Genomic DNA, 22,291 nt, shown 5'->3' on the forward strand with positions numbered 1-22,291 from the left:
GTTCTCCTGGTCCACCCCGCACGAGCCGGTCGTGCCCGCTCTCACCGTACTGGCCAAGAGGTCCAGACCATATAGGGCTTCAAGGGGCATACCTCTCAGGTCGGGCGTATCGTCATTGCTGAGTCACCTCCGGAAGGAGCTCTGGATGGGCATCCTCGACAGGTTCAAGAGCAACCGCACGGCGCAGGACAAGGCCAAGAACATGTCCGACGCGGCGGAACGCAAGGTCAACGACAAGACGGGCAACAAGTACGAGAGCCAGGTCGACGACGGGCAGCAGCGGATCGAAGGCGCGATGGGCATGGATCGCGACAGGCCCGAGCAGCCGTAGGACCGGCAGACCCCACGGAGGAGCACGAGACCCCTGCCGGGCGCACAGCCCGGGCGACCGGGGTCCCCTGACCCACCTTGCAACCGAGGCCGTCCCCGGAGCCCCAACTCCCGCGGACGGCCTCGCGTTTGCGGTTCACGCCCCTCGCCGCTCCCCCAAGAACACGACACGGTCCGCTTCCGCGTCGAACGCCAGGAACGGATGACCGCAGGCGCCCTCGGGGTCCATGAACACCGGCTTGCCGAGCCGCCGGCCCACCGTCCGCAGGAAGTCGCAGAACAGGTCCAGCCGCTCCTGCCCCTGCAACTCCCGCAGGTCCATGTCGAAGTCGATCTCCTCGTCCGCGAGGAAGCGGAAGATCGCGAGCATGCCCTCCGCCGGCCGGACCCGGAGCTGGGGGCACTCCGCGTCCGACGGCCGGGCGAGCACGTCCGCGGCTCGCGGCAGCGGCAGCTCGGTGGCGCCTTCCCTGTACTCGTGGCTCCAGCCGCGTTCCACGACGAGGTCGAGGAGCGTCTGCCAGTCGGCGGCCGAGGTGCCCGGGACGCGGAGGTCCGGCAGTGACCCCGTCACGTCCGGGTCGAAGTACTCCTTGACGTCGCACCACAGCAGGTCGGACATGCCGCCATGCTGCCGCGAGAGCACTGCGGGCGCAGTCGGTTTTCCGACGGCCGCGTCCCCGGACTCCCTTCAGACCTTGCCTTCCCCATCAGACCTTGCCTATCCCCAGCGTCGTCTCCGAAGGGAGCAGGCCCGAGGACAGCACCGCCACCCAGAAGTCGCCGAGCAGTTCGACGAGGCGGTCGGTGTCGGACTGGCCGAGGGACCGCCAGGGGGCGGCGGCGAGTTGGTCGGTGTGCTGCTCGACCTGGTGGCGCAGGGCGCGGCCGGCTTCCGTTGCCGTGCCGTCCTCGTCGACCAGACCTCGGGCGGTCAGGCGTTCGCGGGCGGCCGACCATTCCGCCTCGCTCCAGCCGCGGCTCCCGAAGCGCTCGACGGACGCGGCGCCTATCCCCGCGAAGGAGACGAGCGACTCGGCCGGGTCGAGGCCGGCGATGAGCAGGGCGGCGAGATGGCCGTCGCCGCGATGCTCGCGCAGGATCGTCGCCGCGTGCCACAGCTGGAGGTGCGGGATCGTGGGCCACTCCAGCTCGGCGTTGGCCGCGGCGAGGGGGCGGCCCGCGCTGTTCACCGCTTCGGCGGCCCGGCGCGCGAGGGCGGCGGCCTCCGCCAGTTCGGGACTGTCGACGCGCTCGCCGAATATCTCCTGGTACGCCCTGTCGACGCCTCGCAGCCGCGCCGCCAGCACCGCCTCGGGGCTCGCGACGCTCCACGCGGAGCCGATGTGCTCGGCGACCATGCGGGGGCTGAAGCTGTAGAACGCGGAGGTCACCCGCTCGACGCCCACCGCGCCCAACGGGGCCGCGCGGAGCGGGAAGTAACTCGGCCAGCGCTCCTTGGTGTCGTAGCCGAGCGCCGCCGCCTCCTCGAAGACCTCCGGCGCGTAGTACACCACCGCGTGCAGGGGTTCCAGCAGGTGCCAGAGCTGGCGTACGCGGGCCGGGGCGACGCCGGCGGTGACCGTACCCGTACCCGAACCCGTACCGGTGCCGGTCTCGCTCTCGTGCTGCGACATGACATGACTCCTCGTCGTATCCACGTACTTCGGACCAGCTCCACAACTTGACACTGACAAGATTGCCCGAGCCGCACCAACTTGTCAATGACTAGATTGGGCGTACGCTGCTGTCCATGGCATCCGCGGACACCACGAAACCGGCCTCGCGCCGCCCCTATCACCACGGCGATCTGCGCCGCGCCATCCTCACCGCCGCGCTGGACGTCATCGCCGCCGACGGCCCGTCCGCGCTGAGCCTGCGCGACCTCGCCCGCCGGGCCGGGGTGTCGCACGCGGCCCCCGCCCATCACTTCGGGGACCGCACCGGCCTGCTCACGGCGATCGCGGCGGAGGGGTTCGGACTGCTGGCGAGCGCGCTGCGGGAGGCGCCCGACCTCAAGGAGGCGGGCGTGCGCTATGTGCGCTTCGCGCGCGAGCACCCGGCGCACTTCCAGGTGATGTTCTCGCCGGAACTGCTGCGCTCGGACGACCTCGAACTGACCACCGCCCGCGCCCTCACCGGCGACGCCCTGCGCGAGGCCGTGTCCGGAGTGGACCCCGAGGGCATCGAGCCACGCCTCGCGGGTGTCGCGGCCTGGTCCCTCGCGCACGGCTTCGCCACGCTGCTGCTCGGACACAACCTGGACGGGCCGGTGGACGGCAGGGATCCGGAGGAGGTCTTCCGGACGCTGGCGGGGATGCTGTTCCGGGCCACGTGAGCGAGTGCTGCTCCGGGGCGCGTGAGTGGGTGCTGCCCCGGGCCACGTGAGGGGGTTCGTCAGGAAGGTGGCAGTGGTCCCGGCTGATGCGACAGCCGCGACCACTCCCGCCCCCGGGCTACGACCCCAGGATCGACGCCAGGAACTCCCCGACCCAGCCCAGCAGTTCCCGCCCGACGAGCGGCTTGCCGCCCACCTTCGCCGTCTTCGGCCGCGGCACCAGCACCTGATGCGCCGCCGGCTTGATGACGGTCCCGGGATACAGCCGCTTGACCCGCAGCTCCTGCGACTCGCGCAACTCCACAGGCGCGAAGCGGATGTTGGTGCCCTGGAGGACGATCTCGCCGACGCCGCACGCGCGTGCCAGCATGCGCAGGCCCGCCACCAGCAGCAGGTTCTCCACCGGCTCCGGCAACTTGCCGTAGCGGTCGACGAGTTCTTCCCGTACGGCCTTGACGTCGTCCTCGGTGTTGGCCGAGGCAATCGAGCGGTAGGCCTGGAGGCGGAGCCGCTCGCCCGGCGCGTAGTCGTGGGGGACGTGGGCGTCGACCGGGAGCTCGATCTTGACCTCGAGCGGCGGCTCCTCCTCGACACCGCCCTCCAGGGAGGCCCGGTAGTCGGCCACCGCCTCACCGACCATGCGGACGTACAGGTCGAAGCCGACGCCCGCGATATGGCCGGACTGCTCGCCGCCGAGCAGGTTTCCGGCGCCTCGGATCTCCAGGTCCTTCATCGCCACGTACATGCCCGCGCCCATCTCCGTGTGCTGGGCGATGGTCGCCAGACGCTCGTGGGCCGTCTCGGTGAGGGGCTTCTCCGGGGGGTAGAGGAAGTAGGCGTAACCGCGCTCTCTGCCGCGGCCCACCCGGCCGCGCAGCTGGTGCAGCTGCGACAGACCGAAGTTGTCTCCCCGCTCCACGATCAGCGTGTTCGCGTTCGAGATGTCGATGCCCGACTCCACGATCGTCGTCGACACGAGCACGTCGAACTTCTTCTCCCAGAAGTCGACCACCACCTGCTCCAGCGCCGTCTCCGACATCTGGCCGTGCGCCGTCGCGATCCGGGCCTCCGGCACGATCTCGCGCAGACGGGCGGCCGCGCGGTCGATGGACTCGACCCTGTTGTGGATGTAGAAGACCTGGCCCTCGCGCAGCAGTTCACGGCGGATCGCCGCGCCGATCTGCCGCTCCTCGTACGGGCCGACGAAGGTCAGCACCGGGTGGCGCTCCTCCGGCGGGGTCGTGATCGTCGACATCTCGCGGATGCCCGTGACCGCCATCTCCAGGGTCCTGGGGATCGGGGTCGCGGACATCGTCAGTACGTCGACGTTGGCGCGCAGTTTCTTCAGCTGCTCCTTGTGCTCGACGCCGAAGCGCTGCTCCTCGTCGACGATGACCAGGCCCAGGTCCTTGAACTTGGTCTCCGACGAGAACAGCCGGTGGGTGCCGATGACGACGTCCACCGAGCCCTCACGCAGGCCCTCCAGGACCGCCTTCGCCTCGGTGTCCGTCTGGAAGCGGCTGAGCGCCCGCACGTTCACCGGGAACTGCGAGTAGCGCTCGGAGAAGGTGCCGAAGTGCTGCTGCACCAGCAGGGTCGTCGGTACGAGGACCGCGACCTGCTTGCCGTCCTGCACCGCCTTGAACGCGGCCCGGACCGCGATCTCCGTCTTGCCGTAGCCGACGTCGCCGCAGATCAGACGGTCCATCGGGACCGACTTCTCCATGTCCTCCTTGACCTCGGCGATGGTCGTCAGCTGGTCCGGGGTCTCGACGTACGGGAACGCGTCCTCCAGCTCGCGCTGCCACGGGGTGTCCGGGCCGAAGGTGTGCCCGGGCGCCGCCATGCGCGCGCTGTAGAGCTTGATGAGGTCGGCCGCGATCTCCTTGACGGCCTTCTTCGCGCGGGCCTTCGTCTTCGTCCAGTCGGCGCCGCCCAGCCGGTGCAGGGTCGGGGACTCGCCGCCCACGTACTTGGTGATCTGTTCCAGCTGGTCCGTCGGGATGTAGAGACGGTCGCCGGGCTGGCCGCGCTTGGCGGGGGCGTACTCGACGACGAGGTACTCGCGCGTGGCGCTCTGCACGGTGCGCTGCACCATCTCGATGTAGCGGCCCACTCCGTGCTGCTCGTGGACGATGTAGTCGCCCGCCTCCAGGCTCAGCGGGTCGATCGTCTTGCGGCGCCGGGCGGGCATCCGGGCGCCGTCCTTGCCGGCCGCCTTCTGGCCGGTCAGGTCGGTCTCGGTGAGCACGGCGAGCTTCAACGACGGGTCGACGAAGCCGTAGTCGATCGAGCCGCACGCCACGTGCACGACGGACGGGGCGATCGTCCCGAGCTCCGACTCCAGGCGTGCCGCGATGCCCTCGCCGCCCAGCACCTCGACCGTGCGGGCCGCCGGGCCGTGCGCCTCGGTCACGAAGACCGTGCGCCAGCCGTCGGCGAGCCAGCCCTTGGTGTCGGCGAGGGCCTTCGCGGTGTCGCCGCGGTAGGTCTCGGGGGCGTGCATGCCGAGCTTGAGGGTGTCCGCCTCCAGCTCCAGATCCGCCGCGAACGGCGACACCGACCACCACATCATGTCCAGCTCGCGCGCCCGGTCCCGGACGTCCGCGATCGACCACAGGGAGGCCGCGCCGACGTCGATCGGCGCCTCGCCGCCGCCCGCCGTGGCCGCCCAGGAGGCGTGCAGGAACTCCTGCGACGTCGCCACGAGATCCGCGGCACGCGTGCGTACCCGCTCCGGATCGCATACGACGGCCATGGCTCCCTTCGGCAGTACGTCGACCAGGAGCTCCATCTCGTCGACGAGAACCGGCGCGAGGGACTCCATGCCCTCCACGGCGATCCCCTCGGCGATCTTGCCGAGCAGTTCGCCCAGCTCCGGGTGGAGCTCGGCGAGGGCGCGTGCCCGCGCGCGTACGTCGTCGGTGAGGAGCAGCTCGCGGCAGGGCGGGGCCCACAGACCGTGCTCGGCGACCTCCAGGGAGCGCTGGTCGGCGACCTTGAAGTAGCGGATCTCCTCGACGTCGTCGCCCCAGAACTCGATGCGGAGCGGGTGTTCCTCCGTGGGCGGGAAGACGTCCAGGATGCCGCCGCGTACGGCGAACTCGCCGCGCTTCTCCACGAGCTCCACGCGCGCGTAGGCGGCGGCGCCGAGGGCGTCGACGACGGCGTTCAGGTCGGCGGTCTGTCCCGTGCGCAGGGCGACCGGTTCGAGGTCGCCGAGGCCCTTGACCTGCGGCTGGAGCACGGAGCGCACCGGGGCCACGACCACCGACACCGGGCCCGTCTCGGGGTCGTCCGGGCGGGGGTGGGCCAGGCGGCGCAGGACGGCGAGGCGGCGGCCGACGGTGTCGCTGCGGGGGCTGAGGCGTTCGTGCGGGAGGGTTTCCCACGAGGGGTACTCGACGATGCCCTCCTGCGGGAGCAGGGAGCGCAGGGCCGCGGCCAGGTCCTCGGCCTCGCGGCCGGTCGCCGTCACGGCGAGTACGGGGCGGCCGGCTTCTCGGGCGAGTGCGGCGATCGCGAAGGGGCGGGCTGCCGGGGGGCCGACCAGGTCGACGTGCATGCGGTTGCCGTCTGCGGCCGCGGCGATGGCTTCCGTGAGGGCGGTGTCCTTGACGACGGCGTCGAGCAGACCGTGCAGGCTCATTCGGGGCGGCTTTCGTCCGAGGGTGGGCAACGCGAATCGCCCGACGCGGTGACCGGCCGGGGGGTATCCAGCGTACGTCGCCGCGGTCGCGGGTGCCGGGGCTGTGGATAACGCCGGTTCTCCTCACGCCCCGCGTCCGCGCCGACGCCCAGCGGTTTTCGCCCCCGCCGCCCCTACCCGTCCCATCCCCAGGGGCTGCCGCCCCTTCGACCCCGCCCCCAGGGGGCTCCGCCCCCTGGACCCCCATCGGCCCTGAAGAGGCCTCGTCCTCAAACGCCGGACCGGCTGAAGGACAGGGTGGGTGAGGGATCGAGACGGCCCGCCCTCGTCCCCAAACGCCGGACCGGCTGAAGGACGGGGTGGGTGGGGGATCGGGACGGCCGGCCCTCGTCCCCAAACGCCGGACCGGCTGAAGGACAGGGTGGGTGAGGGATCGAGACGGCCCGCCCTCGTCCCCAAACGCCGGACCGGCTGAAGGACAGGGTGGGTGGGGGATCGGGACGGCCGGCCCTGGGGCTCAAACGCCGGACGGGCTGAAGTACCTGGACCGGCATCGAAAGACCCGGCCACCTGGCACACCCCCCGCACAAAAACGCCCGGCGCCGAGAAGTCCCCCGTGACTTCTCGGCGCCGGGTCCTGCTCCCCCGTGCGATATGGCTATTCGGTCGCGATGGCGTTGAGGACGTTCATGCGGCCCGCGCGGAAGGCCGGGACGAGGGCGGCGAAGAGGCCCACGAAGGCCGAGCCGATGAAGACGCCGATGATGGTGGGCCAGGGGATGTCGAGGACGTTGAGGCCCTCCATGGCGAGGAGCTTCTGGGCGGTGGCGCCCCAGCCCATGCCCAGGCCCAGGCCCAGCAGGGCGCCGAAGAGGGCGATGACCACCGACTCCAGGCGGATCATGCGGCGCAGCTGGCGGCGGGAGAGGCCGATCGCGCGCATCAGACCGATCTCGCGGGTGCGTTCCACCACCGAGAGGGCCAGGGTGTTCACGACGCCGAGGATGGCGACGATGATCGCGAGTCCCAGCAGGCCGTAGACCATGTTGAGGAGCTGGCCGACCTGGTCCTTGAGCTCTTCCTTGTAGTCGGTCTGGTCGCGGACCTGGTACTGCGGGTAGTCGTGGAGCGCGTCCTTGAGGGCCGCGTAGGCCTGCTTCTCCTGGCCGTCCTTGGCCTTGGCGAACATGATCGAGTTCGGCGGGATCTGGTCGGCGGGGACGTACTGCTTCATCGTCGCCATGCTGAGGTAGCGCGACCCCTTGTCCAGCGCCCCGCTGTCGTCGGTGATGGCCGCGACCTTGAGCTTCGCCGTGTCGCCGCCCTTGAAGGCGACGGTGATGGTGTCGCCGACGCGGATGCCGTGGTCCTTGGCGTAGTCGGAGCCGACGGACATGGCGTTCTTGCCGTACGCGGCGGACAGGGTGCCGGCCGTCGTCGGGCGGCGCAGGTCCTGGGCGTACGTCGGGTCGGCCGCGGTGACGCCCTTGGTGTCCTTCTTGCCGTCGGGCGAGGTCAGGGTCGCCTCGAGTTCCTTGTACGAGGTGACGTGCGCGAGGTCCGGGCTCTGCTCCATCGCCTTCTGGGCCTGCGGGACGATCCGCTGGCCGCCCTGGACGATGAAGTCCGCGCCGACCGACTTGTCGAGCTCGCTGGTGGCCGAGGCGACCATCGAGGAGCCGACCACCGAGAGGCAGGCCACGAGGGCGAGGCCGATCATCAGGGCGGCGCCCGTGGCACCCGTACGACGGGGGTTGCGCAGCGCGTTGCGCTCGGCCATGCGGCCGACCGGGCCGAAGGCCCGCAGGATCACCGCGCTGATGACCCGTACGACCCCACCCGCCAGCAGCGGGCCGATGATGACGAAGCCGATCAGGGTCAGCACCACGCCGCCGGCGAGCAGCAGCGAGCCGTCCTTGGCCGTGTCGGCGGTGGCGGCCGTGTAGAGGGCGAGGCCGCCCGCGCCGGTCAGGACCAGCCCGATGATGCCCCGCACCAGGCCCGCCTTGCCGTCGGCCGGTGTACCGGCGTCGCGCAGTGCGGCCATCGGGGAGACCTTGCCGGCCCGGCGGGCGGGCAGGTAGGCGGCGAGGACGGTGACCACGACGCCGAGGATCATGCCGATGACCGGGGTGGTCGCCTTGACGGTGAGGTCGTCGGTGGAGAGGTTCATGCCGGCCATGCCCATGAGCTTCATCAGCCCGACGGCGATACCGACACCGGCGCCGACACCGAGGATCGAGCCCACGATGCCGAGGAGCAGCGACTCCACCAGCACCGAGCGGTTGACCTGCTTGCGGGAGGAGCCGATGGCCCGCATGAGGCCGATCTCGCGGGTCCGCTGGGCGACCAGCATGGAGAAGGTGTTGATGATCAGGAAGATGCCGACCAGGAACGCGATCCCGGCGAAGCCGAGCATGGCGTACTTGATGACGTTCATGAACTCGCCGACGCCCTCGCGGTTTTCGTCGGCGTTCTCCTTGGCCGTCTGGATCTTGTACGTGCCGTCCAGGGCCTGTGCGACGTTCTGCTTGAGCTGGGTGTCGCTGACGCCGGCCGCGGCGGTGGCGTAGACCTGGGTGAACCGGCCCTCGGCGCCCAGGAGTTCGCGCTGCGCGGTGGCGGTGTCGAAGTAGACGATCGCGGCACCGGGGTTGGTGATCTTGAAGGTGGCGATGCCGACGATCTTCGCCTTGAAGTCACCGATGACGGAGATGGTGCGCAGCTCGTCGCCGATCTTCAGGTCGTGCTTGTCGGCGGTGTCCGCGTCGACCATCGTCTCGGTGGGCCCGCGTGGCGCGTGTCCGGAGGTGATCTCCATCGAACGCAGGTCGCTCTTGGTCCAGTTGCCCGCGATGGTGGGCGCTCCGGTCGACGAGCCCATGTTCTTGTTGTCGCTGTTGACGACGGTCACGTTCATCGAACTGACCGCGCCCTCGGCCGACTTGACGCCGTCCGCCTTCGTCACCTGCTGGACCGTGGAGGCCGGCAGCGACTCGGGCCTGCCGTTCTGCGGGGTGTCGTCGCTCTTGGCCGCCTTCGGGGAGACCGTGACATCGGACGCGGTGGTCGAGAACAGCTTGTCGAACGTCGTGTTCATGGTGTCGGTGAAGACGAGCGTGCCGCACACGAACGCCACCGACAGCAGCACGGCCACGGCCGACAGGGCCATACGCCCCTTGTGCGCGAAGAAGTTGCGCATCGAGGTCTTCAGGACGGTCATGACGTCCGTCCCCGGGCGTCGAAGTCCTTCATGCGGTCCAGGACGGCTTCCGCGGTGGGCTTGTACATCTCGTCCACGATCCGGCCGTCGGCGAGGTACAGCACCCGGTCGGCGTACGAGGCCGCGACCGGGTCGTGCGTGACCATCACGATGGTCTGCCCGAGCTCGGACACGGACCTGCGCAGGAAGCCCAGCACCTCGGCGCCCGCTCGGGAGTCGAGGTTTCCGGTCGGCTCGTCACCGAAGATGATCTCGGGCCGCGCGGCCAGCGCCCGGGCCACCGCGACGCGCTGCTGCTGACCGCCGGAGAGCTGGGTGGGCCGGTGCTTGAGCCGGTCGCTCAGCCCGACGGTGTCGACGACCTGCGCCAGCCACGCCTTGTCCGGCTTGCGGCCGGCGATGTCCATGGGCAGCGTGATGTTCTCTATGGCGTTGAGCGTCGGGAGCAGGTTGAACGCCTGGAAGATGAACCCGATCCGGTCCCGGCGCAGCTGCGTGAGCTTCTTGTCCTTCAGCCCGGTGATCTCGGTGTCGTCCAGATAGATCTGCCCGGACGTGACGGTGTCGAGTCCGGCGAGGCAGTGCATGAGCGTGGACTTGCCGGAGCCCGAGGGCCCCATGATCGCGGTGAACTGTCCGCGTGCGATGTCCACGTCCACGTGGTCGAGGGCGACGACACGGGTCTCGCCGGCCCCGTACGCCTTGACGACCTGCCGCGCCCGCGCGGCAACGGCCGTAGTCCCTCCAGTGCCCCCGTGCCTGGTGATGGTCACAGCCGATGTCACGGTATATCTCCTATGTCGGTCAAGAATTGGCGCGCACTGATCTCTTTCGATCCGTGCCGGGTCGTACGTGCTGCTGTGGTGATGAGTCTGGCCGCGGCGGGTGGTCCGGCGCGCTGGTGCTGAGCGCCCTCTTCTGGTGGGGAAAACCCCACCCCCGCTGCTGCGGTGCACCGCCCCCCAGCGGCGTAAAGCCAGGTTAAGGACGGGCCGGGTGCCCTCACGTCCTCCGGCGGTACGAACCCTCCCCCAGCCGTAGTACGGAGGTACCCCTAGGGGCGATCCACCCGAGGGTGGAGGCGATCTAGGGGTTGGCTCCACCCTCCATCCCGCTCAGGCTGCACCCTGCCGCGACGTGAGGGTCAAGTGAGAGGGTGTGCGCGGCGGATAGATGCAGGGGGAAGGGATCTCATGGGCCAGGGGGACACGGAGATACAGCCCGCGGCGAGGGCCGGCGGCCCGAAGGACTCGCGCCGCCGCGGGGCCGTCGTCGCCGCGCTGATGCTCGCGATGGCCCTGGCCGCCCTCGACTCGACGATCGTCTCCACGGCCGTCCCCCAGATCGTCGGCGACCTCGGCGGCTTCTCCGTCTTCTCGTGGCTCTTCTCGGGCTATCTGCTGGCCGTGACGGTGTCCCTCCCGGTGTACGGCAAGCTCTCCGACACCTTCGGCCGCAAGCCGGTCCTGATCGCGGGCGCGGCGCTCTTCCTCCTGGGTTCCCTGCTCTGCGCGGTCGCCTGGAACATGGGCTCGCTGATCGCGTTCCGTATCGTCCAGGGCCTGGGCGGCGGCGCGCTGCAGGGCACGGTCCAGACCCTGGCCGCCGACCTCTACCCGCTGAAGGAACGCCCGAAGATCCAGTCCAAGCTGTCCACGGTGTGGGCGGTGTCGGCGGTGGCCGGCCCGGGGGTGGGCGGCCTGCTCGTGGCGTACGCGGACTGGCGCTGGATCTTCCTGGTCAACCTGCCGGTGGGAGCGCTCGCCCTCTGGCTGATCGTCCGTCACCTGCACGAACCGAAACGGGACTCCCCCGCCCGCCGCCCCCGTGTCGACTGGGCGGGCGCCCTGGCGGTGTTCGTCTGCGGAGGCGTCCTGCTGACGGCGCTGGTGCAGGGCGGGGTGGCCTGGCCGTGGTTGTCGGCCCCCTCACTGGCGTTGTTCGGCACGGGACTTGCCCTGGTCGCGGTGGTGGTCCTGGTCGAACGCCGGGCCGCCGAGCCGATCATCCCCGGCTGGGTGTGGCGCCGCCGCACCATCGCGGCGGTCAACCTGGCCCTGGGCGCGCTGGGCCTGCTGATGGTGGCACCGACGGTCTTCCTGCCGACGTACGCCCAGTCCGTCCTCGGTCTGGCGCCGGTGGCGGCCGGCTTCGTCCTGACGGTCTGGACCCTGAGCTGGCCGGTGTCGGCGGCCCTCAGCCAGCACGTGTACCGACGGATCGGCTTCCGCAACACGGCCCTGCTGGGCATGGGCGCGGCGGCGCTGATCCTCTTCGCCTTCCCCTTCCTGCCGTACCCCGGCCGGGCCTGGCAGCCGACTCTCCTGATGCTGCTCCTGGGCGCCGCGCTGGGTCTGTTCCAACTGCCGCTGATCATCGGCGTGCAGTCGACGGTGGTCTGGTCGGAGCGCGGCACGACCACGGCGTCGGTCCTCTTCTGCCGCCAGACCGGCCAGACGATCGGCGCGGCCCTCTTCGGCGCGGTGGCCAACGGGGTGCTGTCGGCGCGGCTGGGCGGCGCGAGCGACCTGGACTCGGTGACCCGGGCGCTGGATTCGGGCGCCGGTTCGGAGCCGCTGCGGCGGGCGATCGCGGACGCGGTGCACGCGGTGTACCTGGGGGCGGCGGGGGCGGCGGCGCTGGCGTTCGTGGTGCTGCTGGTGCTGGCGCCCCGGAAATTTCCGGTGATCACGGAGTGAGCTGCGTACGGTGGCGGACATGGCGGACCTGAGACTGGAACGGCTGCGGCCGGACCACGCGGCGGCCCTGCTGGCCTTCGAACGGGAGAACCGGGAGTACTTCGCGCGCTCGATCCCTGATCGTGGCGACGCCTATTTCACACCGGAGGGATTCGCCGCCCGCCACCGTGCCTTGCTGGACGAGCAGGACTCCGGCGACTGCCATTTCCATGTCCTGCTGGACGCGGAGGGTTCGCTGCTCGGCCGCTTCAACCTCATGGACGCGGCGGGCGGTTCGGCGGAGCTGGGGTACCGCGTCGGCGAACGGGCCGCGGGACGCGGGGTCGCGACGGCGGCGGTGGGCGAGGTGTGCCGGACGGCGGGAACGTCGTACGGCCTGAGCTCCCTGATGGCGAAGACGACCGAGGACAACGTCGCGTCCCGGACCGTCCTCGAACGCAACGGCTTCGTACTCACCGAGCGGATCACCCTGATGGAACGCCCGGGAGTGCGCTACGCGCGCGTGCTGCTCCCCGGGGACTGAGGGACCAGGACGCGACCGGCCCCGACCCTCACCGCTCCCGGTCGAACCAGGCCGTCGACTCCGGCAGGAACAGCAGCACGACGACAGGCACCCCGAGCAGGATCCGCAGCGCGGCGTCCAGGAACAGTCCCACCCCCACCGCCTCGCCCATCCTCGTGATGGTCGGCAGCACCATGAACACCATCAGCACGACGGTCGTCATCCGCACCCCGCCCCGAGCGGCCCCGTCGTAGGTGAGGGCGAGCAGCGCGCAGACCCACACCAGCGCCCAGGGCGCGAGCATCTCGCCCTGTCCATAAGCGGTGAGCCCGTCCGAGAGCGCGAGCATCGAGACGAGGCCGCCGAGGGCGAGCACGAACAGCAGAACCTGAGCGCCCCGCACCTGTCTCGGCATGACGGCTTCACGTACGTCGGACATCAACACTCCCCCGGTAGAGCCGGCATCGTATCCGTCCGTAGCGTCCGTTCACTTGCAGTAGCCGTTCACACCGCTCAAAAATCTGAGTTAATCCGGGTAACACCCGAGGTCAGCGAAGTAAGCGCGTACCGACCAATCAGTTTGGTGAACCATCTCCCGCATCCGACTACCAACGAGTAGCGTGCGTGGCTCCGCTCACCCCCACCCCCCAACTCCCTGCGGTCCGCACCGGGCCCCGAGCCACGCAAGGAGCCACCGGGATGTCTTACGACCCGGCCCCACCACCCAGCTACCCCTGGCAGCCGCCCTTCGCCCCCGACCACGCTCCCGGCCGAGCACCCGCACACCGTCCCCGCCACGAGGCGCTCGGGCACCACAGCGATCTGCGGATCCTGCGCAGCGCCTACCGCTGGCAACGCCGCGTCGCGACCCTCACCGCACTCGGCTACTTCACCCTCTTCCTCGTCCTGTCCGCGTTCGCCCCGTCCTTCATGACCGGCCGCATCGGCGACGCGCCCCCGACCGGCCTGCTGCTGGCCCTGTTCCAACTCCCGGTCACCTGGCTGGCGATCGTCCTGTACGAGCGCACGGCCCGGGTCCGCGTCGACCCGCTCGCCGACCGCATCCGCAGACAGTCCGAGCTGGACGTCAAGCGGGGAGCGACGCGATGACGGGACAGACGGGCTTCAGCGACTCGGCGCAGGCGATGTCCCTGGTGGCGTTCTCGGCCGTCGCCACGATCACGCTGCTGCTGTGCGTGATGACCGGGCCGGACCGGGACGACCTGGACGAGTTCTACACCGGCTACGGCTCCCTGGGTTCTCTGCGCAACGGCCTCGCCATCGCGGGGGATTACATCTCCGCCGCGACCGTGCTCGGCACGGGAGGGGTGATCGCGTTGTGCGGCTACGACGGAATCGTCCTCGCTCTGAGCACCGCGCTGTCGCTCATGCTGCTGATGTTCCTGCTGGCCGAACCCCTGCGCAACGCGGGCCGGTTCACGATGGGCGACGCGCTGGCGCGGCGCATGCCGGGGCGTTCCGTGCGGATCGCGGCCTGCGCGGTGACGCTCGCGGCGCTGCTGCCGCTGATGCTGGTCCAGCTCGCGGGGACGGGGCAGTTGCTGTCCTTCATCCTCGGCTTCTCCGGTGAGGGGCTGCAGACGGGCTGCATCATCGGGCTCGGCGTGCTGATGATCAGTTACGCGGCGATCGGCGGGATGAAGGGCACCGCTCTCATCCAGATCCTGAAGATCGTGATGCTGCTCGGTTCGGGCGCCGTGGTCGCCGTCCTGATGCTGCGGCGGTTCGACTGGAACCCCGGCACGCTGTTCGACGCCGCCGCCGCGCAGAGCGCGGTGGGACCGGCCTTCCTGGAGTCGGGGCTGCAGTTCGCGGGCGGGTCCAACCCCCGGCTGGACATGATCACTTCGCAGCTGACGGTGGTCGTCGGCGGCGCCTGCCTCCCGCACGTCACCATGCGGATGTACACGGCCTCCAGCGCCCGCCAGGTACGCCGCTCGATGTCCTGGGCGGTGTCGGCGGTGGTGCTGTTCGTGCTCGTCATCACGATCGTGGGGTTCGGGGCCACCGCCCTGATCGGGCGCGCGGCGATCGCGGAGGCGGACCCGCAGGGCAACACGGCGTATCTGCTGGGTTCCCGGGCGGTGTTCGGCGCGGACGTCTCGACGGCGGAGACCCTGCTGTTCACGACGGTCACCACGGCGCTCTTCCTCACCCTGCTCGCCTCCGTCGCCGGCATGATCCTCGCCTGCGCCAACTCCCTCGCCCACGACGTGTTCGCGGTCCGGGCGCGGGAACTGTCGACGCGCCGCGAGATGACCCTGGCCCGGGTTTCGGCGCTGGCCGTCGGCATCCCGGCGATCCTGCTGGCCACGCTGGTCCAGCACCGCAGCCTGCAGCCTCTGGTGACCCTGTCCTTCTGCCTGGGCGCCTCGGCGATAGCCCCCGCCCTGGTCTACGGCCTGTTCTGGCGCCGCTACACCCGAACGGGCCTGCTCTGCACCCTGATCGGCGGCTCCCTGACGGTGCTGCTGCTGATGCCGGGCACCAACCTCGTCTCCGGCTCCCCCGTCTCCGCCTTCCCCGACGCCGACTTCAACTGGTTCCCGTTCACCACCACCGGCCTCGTCTCCATCCCGGCCGGCTTCGCCTTCGGCTGGCTCGGGACGGTGGCGTCGGGGCGGCGCAAGGCGGAGGAGCAGCGACGGCAGTACGAAGCGGTGGAGGGGTGGATCCTGGCGGGGGCGGTACGACGGGAGGAGTGAGCACCGGGCCCGGCGCCCCAGGGGGCGTGCGCGCGTCCTACTCTGCCGCCGCGCGCCCCGTCAGTGTCGTCAGGCTGTTGCGTACGAGGTCGATGTGGGCGTGTACGTCGTCCCAGCGCTCGCCGTGCTCGCGCAGCACCCGCTCCGTCTCACGGGCGATCCGCTCCTCCCGTACGCGCGCCTCGGCGAGGATCTCGGCGGCACGTGCGTGTGCCTCCTCCTGGCGCTGCCGGGCGGAGGCCTCCGCGTCGGCGAACGCCTGCTTCGCCTCGGACAGCGCGGCCTCGGCGCGGGCCACCTGTTCGGCGTGCCGGGCGTCGAGCGCCGCCGCCCGCTCGGCCTCCTCGCGCTCCGCCTCGGCCCAGCGCTCGGCGTGCTCCTTGTCCTGTTCGGCGAGCATCCCGATGGTGCGCTGCCGTACCTCGCGCAACGCGGCGAGCGCCTCGGTGCGGCCCTCCTTCACTTCGCGCCGGGCGGCGATGCGGATCTCGTCGGCCTCGGCGCGCGCGACGAGCAGGCGCTGCCGGGCGCGCTCCTCCGCGTCGGCGCGTACGGCGTCGGCGTGCGCCTGCGCCGCGTCCCGCACACCGTCCGCACGTTCCCGCGCCGCTTCCGCGAGCCGCCGCGCCTCCTGCCGTGCGCCGTCACCCACGGCCGCGGCCTCCTCCAGCCCGAGCTCGAAGAGCCGGCGCGCACGCTCCCCGAGCGTCTCGTACGTCTGCGGAGCGAGCCGCGCGACCCTCTCGCGCAACGCGTCGAGCTCCGCCTCCATCTCCTTGGCGAGCACGGTGAGACGGGCGGCGCGCTCCCAGGAGACGTCACGGTCCTGGGAGAGCGCGGCGGCGTACGCGTCGACCTGTTCGGGGTGGTAGCCACGCCGTACGGCCATGAAGCCGTGGGACGGGACAGATGTGCCGCTCATCCTGGGACCCCTCTCCATCCAGATGTGGGTGAAATGATGATTTCGCGCACATCTTGATGTATCAGGCAGAAATGTGCATAACGCGACACTCCGCACAGAGGTCACGGCCGTCCCTCTGCAGTCGGGCGGCCGAGGCTCAGCCCCAGGTGGTGCCCGCGGGCTCCTTGATCGTCGTGTTGACGCGGTTGAACAGGTTCATGAGCGAGACGAAGAGGATCAGGCCGGACAGTGCCTTCTCGTCGAAGTGGTCGGCCACCTCGTCCCACAGCTCGTCCGGCACGGACTCGTGCGACCGGTCCGAGAGCCGCGTCATCGCCTCGCTCAGCCGCAGCGCCGCCCGCTCGGCGTCACTGAAGAACGGCGCCTCGAACCACGCCGCGACCGCCGCGATCCGCTCCTCGCCCGCCCCGGCCTTCCGCAGATTCAGCACATGCGCGTGCACACAGGCGCTGCACCCGTTGATCTGGCTGACCCGCAGTCCCACGAGCTCCGACAGCTCCTGGTCCAGGCCGCTCTCGCCGATCGACCGGAACAGCGTGCCGATGCCGTTCATCGCACCGGGGAGGACGTACGCCGGGTTCGTCATGCGTGCCTTCATGGTCTGCCTCCTGAAGCAAGTGGTGAGCTGCTGTCACTCCACTGACGGAGCGCGGAGGACGGATGTGACCGTGCGGCGGAAGAACTTCGGGGCCCTGCGGAGACAGCGGAAAGCCGGGCCCGGTCGCGATGACCGGGCCCGGCTTTCTGCAGACGGCGTCACCTCACAGCAGGCCGTCCCACATCTGCTCCAGCAGCACCGACCACCAGCTCTCCGGCGAACCGAGCGCCGCCGGGTCGAGCGAGGCCAGCTGGGCCTGGAAGTCGACGGTCCAACGGCCCGCCTGCTCCTGGTTCAGCCCGAACCTGAGCCGCCACATCCGCCCGAGCAGCGCCAGGCACCGCTGGAACTCGGGCAGCCCCGTGTTCACGAACTGCGGCGGCACCGGCGCACCGCCGGGCCCGGCCTCCACCGGCACGGCGACGATGTTCGCCGTCCCGTACTGCACACAGATCGCCTTGCCGAAGTCACTGCCCATGACGAGGTACGACCCCGCGTCCGCCGCCGGCTGCACCCCCCGCTCCTGCGCCAGTTCGGCGAGCGTGGGCACCGGCCGCCCCGGCTGGGCCTGCGCCCAGAAGAACGGGCCCATGTCCATCGGCAGCCCCGCGGCCACAAGCGAGTGCGCCACCACCGGCGGCACGCCCTGCCGGGAGACCGCGGCCTGCTCGAACCGGAACACCCCCGGCCCGAACGCCCCCGCCATCTCCTGCGCGATGCTCTCCGGCGGGATCGGCGGCGCCGGCTGCACCGGGGGAAGCGGGGCGCGGACGGGTGCCGGACGCGCCGGACCGTCCGCCACCTGGTGCAACTCACCCTGGTGCGCCAGCAGTTGCTGCATCCCCTGCTGCCGGCTCGCGTGATCGGTGCCGTACGGCGCGATGCTCGCGATCCTCGCCTGCGGCCACTGCTCCCGGATCATCCGCGCGCAGTAGGCGCCCGGCAGCGCGCACGACTCCAGCTCCGTGTGCAGCTCCAGCACCTGGTCCGGCGGGATGTTCATCCCCCGCAGCTCATGGAAGATCTGCCACTCCGGGTGCGGCGTACCCGGCGCCGAACGCCGGATCAGCTGCTGCTCCGACCCGTCCTGCGCGCGGTAGCGCAGCACGGCCTGATACCCGGGACCGACGGTCGGCTGCCCCTGCTGCGGGTAGCCGTACGCCGGCGGCTGACCGGGCCCGGGCTGTCCGGGCGGCGGCACGGCGCCGGGAGGCATCCCTCCGGGCGGCATCGGCTGGGGGGCGCCCGGAGCCATGCCCGGAACACCGGGTGCGCCGGGGGCGTGCGGCGGCAAAGGCGCGCCGGGGGCGCCCACGGGGGGCGCGGCCAGCATCGTCTCGGCGTGGTGGACAGCACCACGCGGGCCGCCTGAAGAGCCCTGCGCACCGGGCGCGCCGGGCATACCCGGGGCGCCGGGAGGCTGAGGTGCGCCGGGGGCGTGCAGTGCTCCAGGTACGCCAGGGGGGCCGGGCGGCATCGGCGCGCCGGGCGCACCCGGTACGCCAGGGGCGCCCGGAGGCTGCGGAGCGCCCGGGCCCATGCGTCCCGGGTCGGCAAGCATCGTGGCGGCATGGTGCACCGCGCCCGGAGGCGTACCGCCGGGCGGATTCGGCGCACCCGGCGGAACGGGCCCGCCCGGAACACCCGGTGCGCCCGGAGGCTGCGGTGCCCCCGGTCCGGCAGGCCCGCCCTCGGGCCCGTTGGGCCCCAGCGCGGAGACGAGCTGCGTCGGCACGTACCCGCCGGCCGGCGCACCCGGCGCGGGCGGCGGCGTGGCACCCGGTCGCGCGCCCGGCGCCCCGGGGCTGCCCGGCGGAGGCGGTGTGGTCGAGCCACCACCCCGGCGCGGCGGAGGCGACGCCTTGCTCGTGGCGGCATCCGCGATGTCCCCGGCGTTCGCCGCGAGCGACCGCTCCGGCGCACCCGGCCCCGCGGGAGGCTGCGGCGCACCCGGCGCACCCCCGGGCCCCTGCGGATACCCATAAGAAGGAGGCCCCGGCACAGGCGGCGGCGTACTGCCCTGCGGCACACCCGGCGGAGGCGTACCCGGAGCACCCGGAGCACCCGGAGCACCCGGATAGCCGTAAGCCGACCCACCGGGCCCAGGCGCAGGCGTACCCCCGCCGGCGCGCGGCGCATGCGGGTCGTCGAGCGCCGGTGCGAGCGCCGTCGACGGAAGCCCGCTGCCGCCCGACATGAGCGCCGTCTTGGCGTCCGGCGGCGTCGCGGGCGGCGGAGTGTCGTCGTCGGTACCGCTCAGCGGCGGCGCGAACACGGTCGCGGGCAGCGGCACGGAACGGTCGTCGCCCGCATCCGCGTTGGTGTCCGTACCGGCCCACGGCGTGGCCCCGGCAGGCACACCCGCCGCGGCAGCCGCCCCGGCCGGCACCCCGCCCTGCGTCTCGGGAAGGGGCCTGGCCCCGGCCGCAGACCCGGAGCCGGCACCGGACCCACTGCGCCGATCCGGGATCCCCAGCTGGTCCGCCGCCTCCTGCAACCACTCCGGCGGCGTCAACAAGAAGGACGTCTGATTCAGATCGACCCGGGCCGCGGGCGCCGGCGCGGCAGCGGCGTCGTCGTCGGCACGTCCGTACTCCTCCTCGTACCGGCGGATCACCTCACCCACCGGCAGCGAGGGCCACAGCGTGGCCTCACCGCTGTCCCGGGCGATCACCAGCCGCTGCGCACCACCGTCCGAGCGCGGCCCGTCCGCACGGTCCTCCGCCCACACGACGAAGCCGAGCTCGAACTCCCGCACCCGCACCTCGCGGTGCTGGTACGCGGGCACATCCCCGTTGATCCACTCTTCGGCGCGCTCCTGCGCCTGTGCGAAGGTCACCATCGGTCAGTTCACTCCCCAGCCCCGGAAACCGGCACGGACCGCGCGAACCCGCCGTCCACCATCAGGTTCGCCACCGTCTCCAACTCGGGCGGATTGCCCGCCAGTCGGGACAGGAAGGCGTCGAAGTCCTCGCCGCACGACAGCAGCAGCCGTTCCACGCGGTCGGCGGGCGGAACGGAGGGATCCACGTCCCGCGCGTCGTCGTAGGCGCAGAACCACACGGATCCGATCCGCTCGCCCTTGACCTTCACGGCCAGCAGTCCGCCCTGGACGAAGCCGACGCCGAGGTAGTCCTTGGTCAGATGGTCCCGGAGGCACTTGTTGACGTAGACGAGGTCGTTGACGGCGGCCTCGTCCCGCACCGTGAAGAACGGCTGGTCGACCAGGAGGCCCAGCTCCGGATCCAGGGCCGCGCCCACGGGGGCACAGCCGCCCGCCGCCTTCAGGAACGACCGGTACGCACCCGGCAGCCGGTACCCGAGCTCCTCCTCGACCCCCAGCACCTGCGACTCCGTCACCGCCGTACCCGACTTCGGCAGACCGAAGTGCGCGGGCCGTGTCTCCTGCAGCGGGCGCGTCCCCCGCTTGCCGTGGTCGACCTGCGCCGTCGCGATACCGCCGTGATGCCGCAGCAGCGCCTTCACCTCTACGGGCACCAGTTCGAGCCGCCGTGAACCCACCACGTGGTGCCACGTCCAGCCGTGCGGGGTCGCCACCGCGGGAATCGTGTCCCACAGCTCATGACCGGTCGCCGCGAGGGCCGCGTTCGCCGACACATAGTCCGTGAGCCGGAGCTCGTCGACGCCGAAACCCTCCGGCGGATCGGCGATCTCCGTGGCGGCACGCGCATACGCGGAGAAGTCGGGGTAGCCGTGCTCGTCCACCCGCACCCCTCTGGGGTGACGGGAGGCCCGGACCGGATCCGGGAAATGCACGACCTGCCCGGCGTAGGCCGCGTTCGGCGGCGCGGCTTGCTGCCCGAGCCGACCTGTCGTCATGGCGGTTGCCCCCTGCGGCACTCTGTACGGCCCGCGGCACGACCGGCTCCGGCCCGCCCCAGCCCGTATTCGACTTCTCCAACGCGTTGACCGCATCCCTGCGGGTGCCGACAGCCTATGCGGTACGACGACACCGGTCACCGGGCGCCGGTCAGCGGCCCTCCGGTTCCGTGACCAGCCGTCACCCCGTCGTGACAGCCCGCCCAAACCCGGGCGTGTCGCGCCGCCCCAGCTTCCGCACCAGCCACGGCATTTGGCACTCTGTGTCGTCCGGGGGGATGCTCGGGAGGGGATGACGATCATGAACACGACGCAGACGGGACCGCACACAGGGCCGCGACCAGCCACGTCCCACGACCCGCGGGACGGTAGGTCCGGCGATCCCCGGATCGGCTGGAGCAGCACCGACACACCCCAGGCGCCCACTCTCCGGCACCGCCGCGACGGCATACTCCCGACCGTCGCCGCCGCCCTGTCCGTGCGCGGCGCCACGCTCACCGGCACCGCCGCCCGCGGCGACCAGGGCCCGCCCCTGCACCCGCTCGTACAGGACTTCCTCGACACCCTCACCTCCGCCCAGCGCGACCGCTTCACCGGCCGCTGCGCCGAGACGATCCTCATCTCGCGCCATCTCGCCGCCGCCGACGAGGCCCGCAGCAGACGCGCCGCCCGCAGACCCATGACCAACGGCGAGGCCCGCAAGGCCCTCAAGCAGGCCAAACTCACCGCCCGCCGCATCCGCGAGGACGGCGACCCCCTCCACGGCAGCTTCGCCGCCCCCTGCCGCGCCTGCACGGCCCTCAGCGCCCACTTCGGCGTACGCGTCGTCGACCCGGCGGCAGCCGACGACTGATCCCCCACGCACGACAGGCAGGACGGCCGGCAAGCCGGGCACCACGTCAGCGAACTCGACGATCGAAGGGCAGATGCACCCCGACCGCACCTCCACCACCCGCTTCCCGGTCCCCGTCGACGCCGCCCTGCGCGCCGCCGGCTGGCAGCCCGGGCGCTGGGACATCAAGCAGGCCGAGATCTGGGCCGACGCCCTGCGCGAACACGTCTCCCCCGCCGGCCACCGCCACGCCGTCTTCCCCGCCGCCGTCGAGGCCTGGGCCGAATTCGGCGGCCTGCACATCGCACCCACCGGACCCGGCCGCCAGATCGCCCCGGTGAGCCTGCATCTCGACCCCCTGCACGGCCTCCACATGGCCCGCACCCTCGCCGACCTCGGCCGCGCCCTCGACACCGAGGTCTGTCCTCTCGGCGCCGAGACCGAGTCGGGCGCGCTCCTGGCCCTCGACACCGAGGGGCGCGCCTATGTCCTCGACCACACCGGCGACTGGTACCTCGGCCCCGACATCGACCAGGCCCTGGCCGTCCTCGTCGCGGGCATAGAACCCGTACGGCTCACGGCGGGCTGACGCGGGAAAGCGCCCGCAGCGGTACGAGGAAGGACCGCCGGGG

The 22,291-nt window shown here is 71.6% G+C and carries 18 protein-coding genes; 8 read left to right on the top strand and 10 right to left on the bottom strand.

Annotation, left to right across the window (positions count from 1 at the left end):
• The first annotated feature begins 145 nt into the window (after positions 1-145).
• Positions 146-331, top strand: a complete 186-nt coding sequence (locus OG381_RS20710; RefSeq protein ID WP_327717547.1) for an antitoxin — start codon at positions 146-148, stop codon at positions 329-331.
• 135 nt (positions 332-466) lie between these two features.
• Here OG381_RS20710 and OG381_RS20715 read toward each other — a convergent pair whose 3' ends face one another.
• Together OG381_RS20715 and OG381_RS20720 are read right to left on the bottom strand one after the other, a co-directional pair.
• Positions 467-952 carry a hypothetical protein gene (locus tag OG381_RS20715; protein ID WP_327717548.1) on the bottom strand — a complete coding sequence of 162 codons (486 nt, stop codon included), beginning with the start codon at positions 950-952 and terminating at the stop codon, positions 467-469.
• A gap of 88 nt (positions 953-1,040) precedes the next feature.
• Positions 1,041-1,967: an SCO6745 family protein gene (locus tag OG381_RS20720; protein WP_327717549.1), complete on the bottom strand. Its 927-nt coding sequence runs from the start codon at positions 1,965-1,967 to the stop codon at positions 1,041-1,043.
• A gap of 116 nt (positions 1,968-2,083) precedes the next feature.
• On the opposite strand from OG381_RS20720, the gene OG381_RS20725 reads away from it, so the two are divergent.
• On the top strand, positions 2,084-2,668 hold the full coding sequence (locus OG381_RS20725) for a TetR/AcrR family transcriptional regulator (protein WP_327717550.1): 585 nt from the start codon (positions 2,084-2,086) through the stop codon (positions 2,666-2,668).
• A 118-nt stretch (positions 2,669-2,786) separates the two neighbouring features.
• Here the strand turns inward: OG381_RS20725 and mfd are convergent, their stop codons facing one another.
• The 3 genes from mfd to OG381_RS20740 form a co-directional block, all read right to left on the bottom strand.
• On the bottom strand, positions 2,787-6,317 hold the full coding sequence (gene mfd / locus OG381_RS20730) for a transcription-repair coupling factor (RefSeq protein ID WP_327717551.1): 3,531 nt from the start codon (positions 6,315-6,317) through the stop codon (positions 2,787-2,789).
• A 658-nt stretch (positions 6,318-6,975) separates the two neighbouring features.
• Positions 6,976-9,540 (bottom strand): ABC transporter permease, encoded by a 2,565-nt coding sequence (locus OG381_RS20735; protein WP_327717552.1) that lies wholly within the window; start codon positions 9,538-9,540, stop codon positions 6,976-6,978.
• Entirely contained in the window at positions 9,537-10,325 is a 789-nt protein-coding gene (locus tag OG381_RS20740; protein ID WP_327717553.1) for an ABC transporter ATP-binding protein, read from the bottom strand. Before OG381_RS20740 ends, OG381_RS20735 begins: the two co-directional genes overlap by 4 nt.
• A 408-nt stretch (positions 10,326-10,733) precedes the next feature.
• Between OG381_RS20740 and OG381_RS20745 the strand changes: the two genes are divergently transcribed.
• The gene (locus OG381_RS20745) at positions 10,734-12,239 is read left to right on the top strand and encodes an MFS transporter (RefSeq protein ID WP_327717554.1); all 1,506 of its coding nucleotides are present in this window, start codon (positions 10,734-10,736) and stop codon (positions 12,237-12,239) included.
• 19 nt (positions 12,240-12,258) lie between these two features.
• Positions 12,259-12,762 carry a GNAT family N-acetyltransferase gene (locus tag OG381_RS20750; protein WP_327717555.1) on the top strand — a complete coding sequence of 168 codons (504 nt, stop codon included), beginning with the start codon at positions 12,259-12,261 and terminating at the stop codon, positions 12,760-12,762.
• Between the two features lie 28 nt (positions 12,763-12,790).
• On the opposite strand, the gene OG381_RS20755 is transcribed toward OG381_RS20750, so the two are convergent.
• On the bottom strand, positions 12,791-13,180 hold the full coding sequence (locus OG381_RS20755; protein WP_327717556.1) for a hypothetical protein: 390 nt from the start codon (positions 13,178-13,180) through the stop codon (positions 12,791-12,793).
• 260 nt (positions 13,181-13,440) lie between these two features.
• Here OG381_RS20755 and OG381_RS20760 point away from each other — a divergent pair, with 260 nt between their 5' ends.
• Positions 13,441-13,851, top strand: coding sequence for a DUF485 domain-containing protein (locus OG381_RS20760; protein ID WP_327717557.1), 411 nt, complete (start codon positions 13,441-13,443; stop codon positions 13,849-13,851).
• The gene (locus tag OG381_RS20765; protein WP_327717558.1) at positions 13,848-15,467 is read left to right on the top strand and encodes a sodium/solute symporter; all 1,620 of its coding nucleotides are present in this window, start codon (positions 13,848-13,850) and stop codon (positions 15,465-15,467) included. Before OG381_RS20760 ends, OG381_RS20765 begins: the two co-directional genes overlap by 4 nt.
• Before the next feature lie 37 nt (positions 15,468-15,504).
• Here the strand turns inward: OG381_RS20765 and OG381_RS20770 are convergent, their stop codons facing one another.
• The 4 genes from OG381_RS20770 to OG381_RS20785 all read right to left on the bottom strand — a co-directional run bounded on the left by OG381_RS20770 (position 15,505) and on the right by OG381_RS20785 (position 20,827).
• Positions 15,505-16,389, bottom strand: coding sequence for a cellulose-binding protein (locus OG381_RS20770; protein ID WP_327717559.1), 885 nt, complete (start codon positions 16,387-16,389; stop codon positions 15,505-15,507).
• 136 nt (positions 16,390-16,525) lie between these two features.
• The gene (locus OG381_RS20775) at positions 16,526-16,987 is read right to left on the bottom strand and encodes a carboxymuconolactone decarboxylase family protein (RefSeq protein WP_327717560.1); all 462 of its coding nucleotides are present in this window, start codon (positions 16,985-16,987) and stop codon (positions 16,526-16,528) included.
• A gap of 163 nt (positions 16,988-17,150) precedes the next feature.
• Positions 17,151-19,829, bottom strand: coding sequence for an SUKH-4 family immunity protein (locus OG381_RS20780; RefSeq protein ID WP_327717561.1), 2,679 nt, complete (start codon positions 19,827-19,829; stop codon positions 17,151-17,153).
• An 8-nt stretch (positions 19,830-19,837) separates the two neighbouring features.
• Entirely contained in the window at positions 19,838-20,827 is a 990-nt protein-coding gene (locus OG381_RS20785; RefSeq protein WP_327717562.1) for an SMI1/KNR4 family protein, read from the bottom strand.
• Between the two features lie 292 nt (positions 20,828-21,119).
• On the opposite strand from OG381_RS20785, the gene OG381_RS20790 reads away from it, so the two are divergent.
• Both OG381_RS20790 and OG381_RS20795 read left to right on the top strand, forming a co-directional pair.
• Complete coding sequence (locus OG381_RS20790; RefSeq protein ID WP_327717563.1) at positions 21,120-21,680, top strand: YwqJ-related putative deaminase; 561 nt, start codon at positions 21,120-21,122, stop codon at positions 21,678-21,680.
• A 73-nt stretch (positions 21,681-21,753) separates the two neighbouring features.
• Entirely contained in the window at positions 21,754-22,248 is a 495-nt protein-coding gene (locus OG381_RS20795) for an SUKH-3 domain-containing protein (protein ID WP_327717564.1), read from the top strand.
• The last annotated feature ends 43 nt before the right edge of the window (positions 22,249-22,291 follow it).

The organism is Streptomyces sp. NBC_00490, from assembly GCF_036013645.1.
Lineage (GTDB): Bacteria > Actinomycetota > Actinomycetes > Streptomycetales > Streptomycetaceae > Streptomyces > Streptomyces canus_F.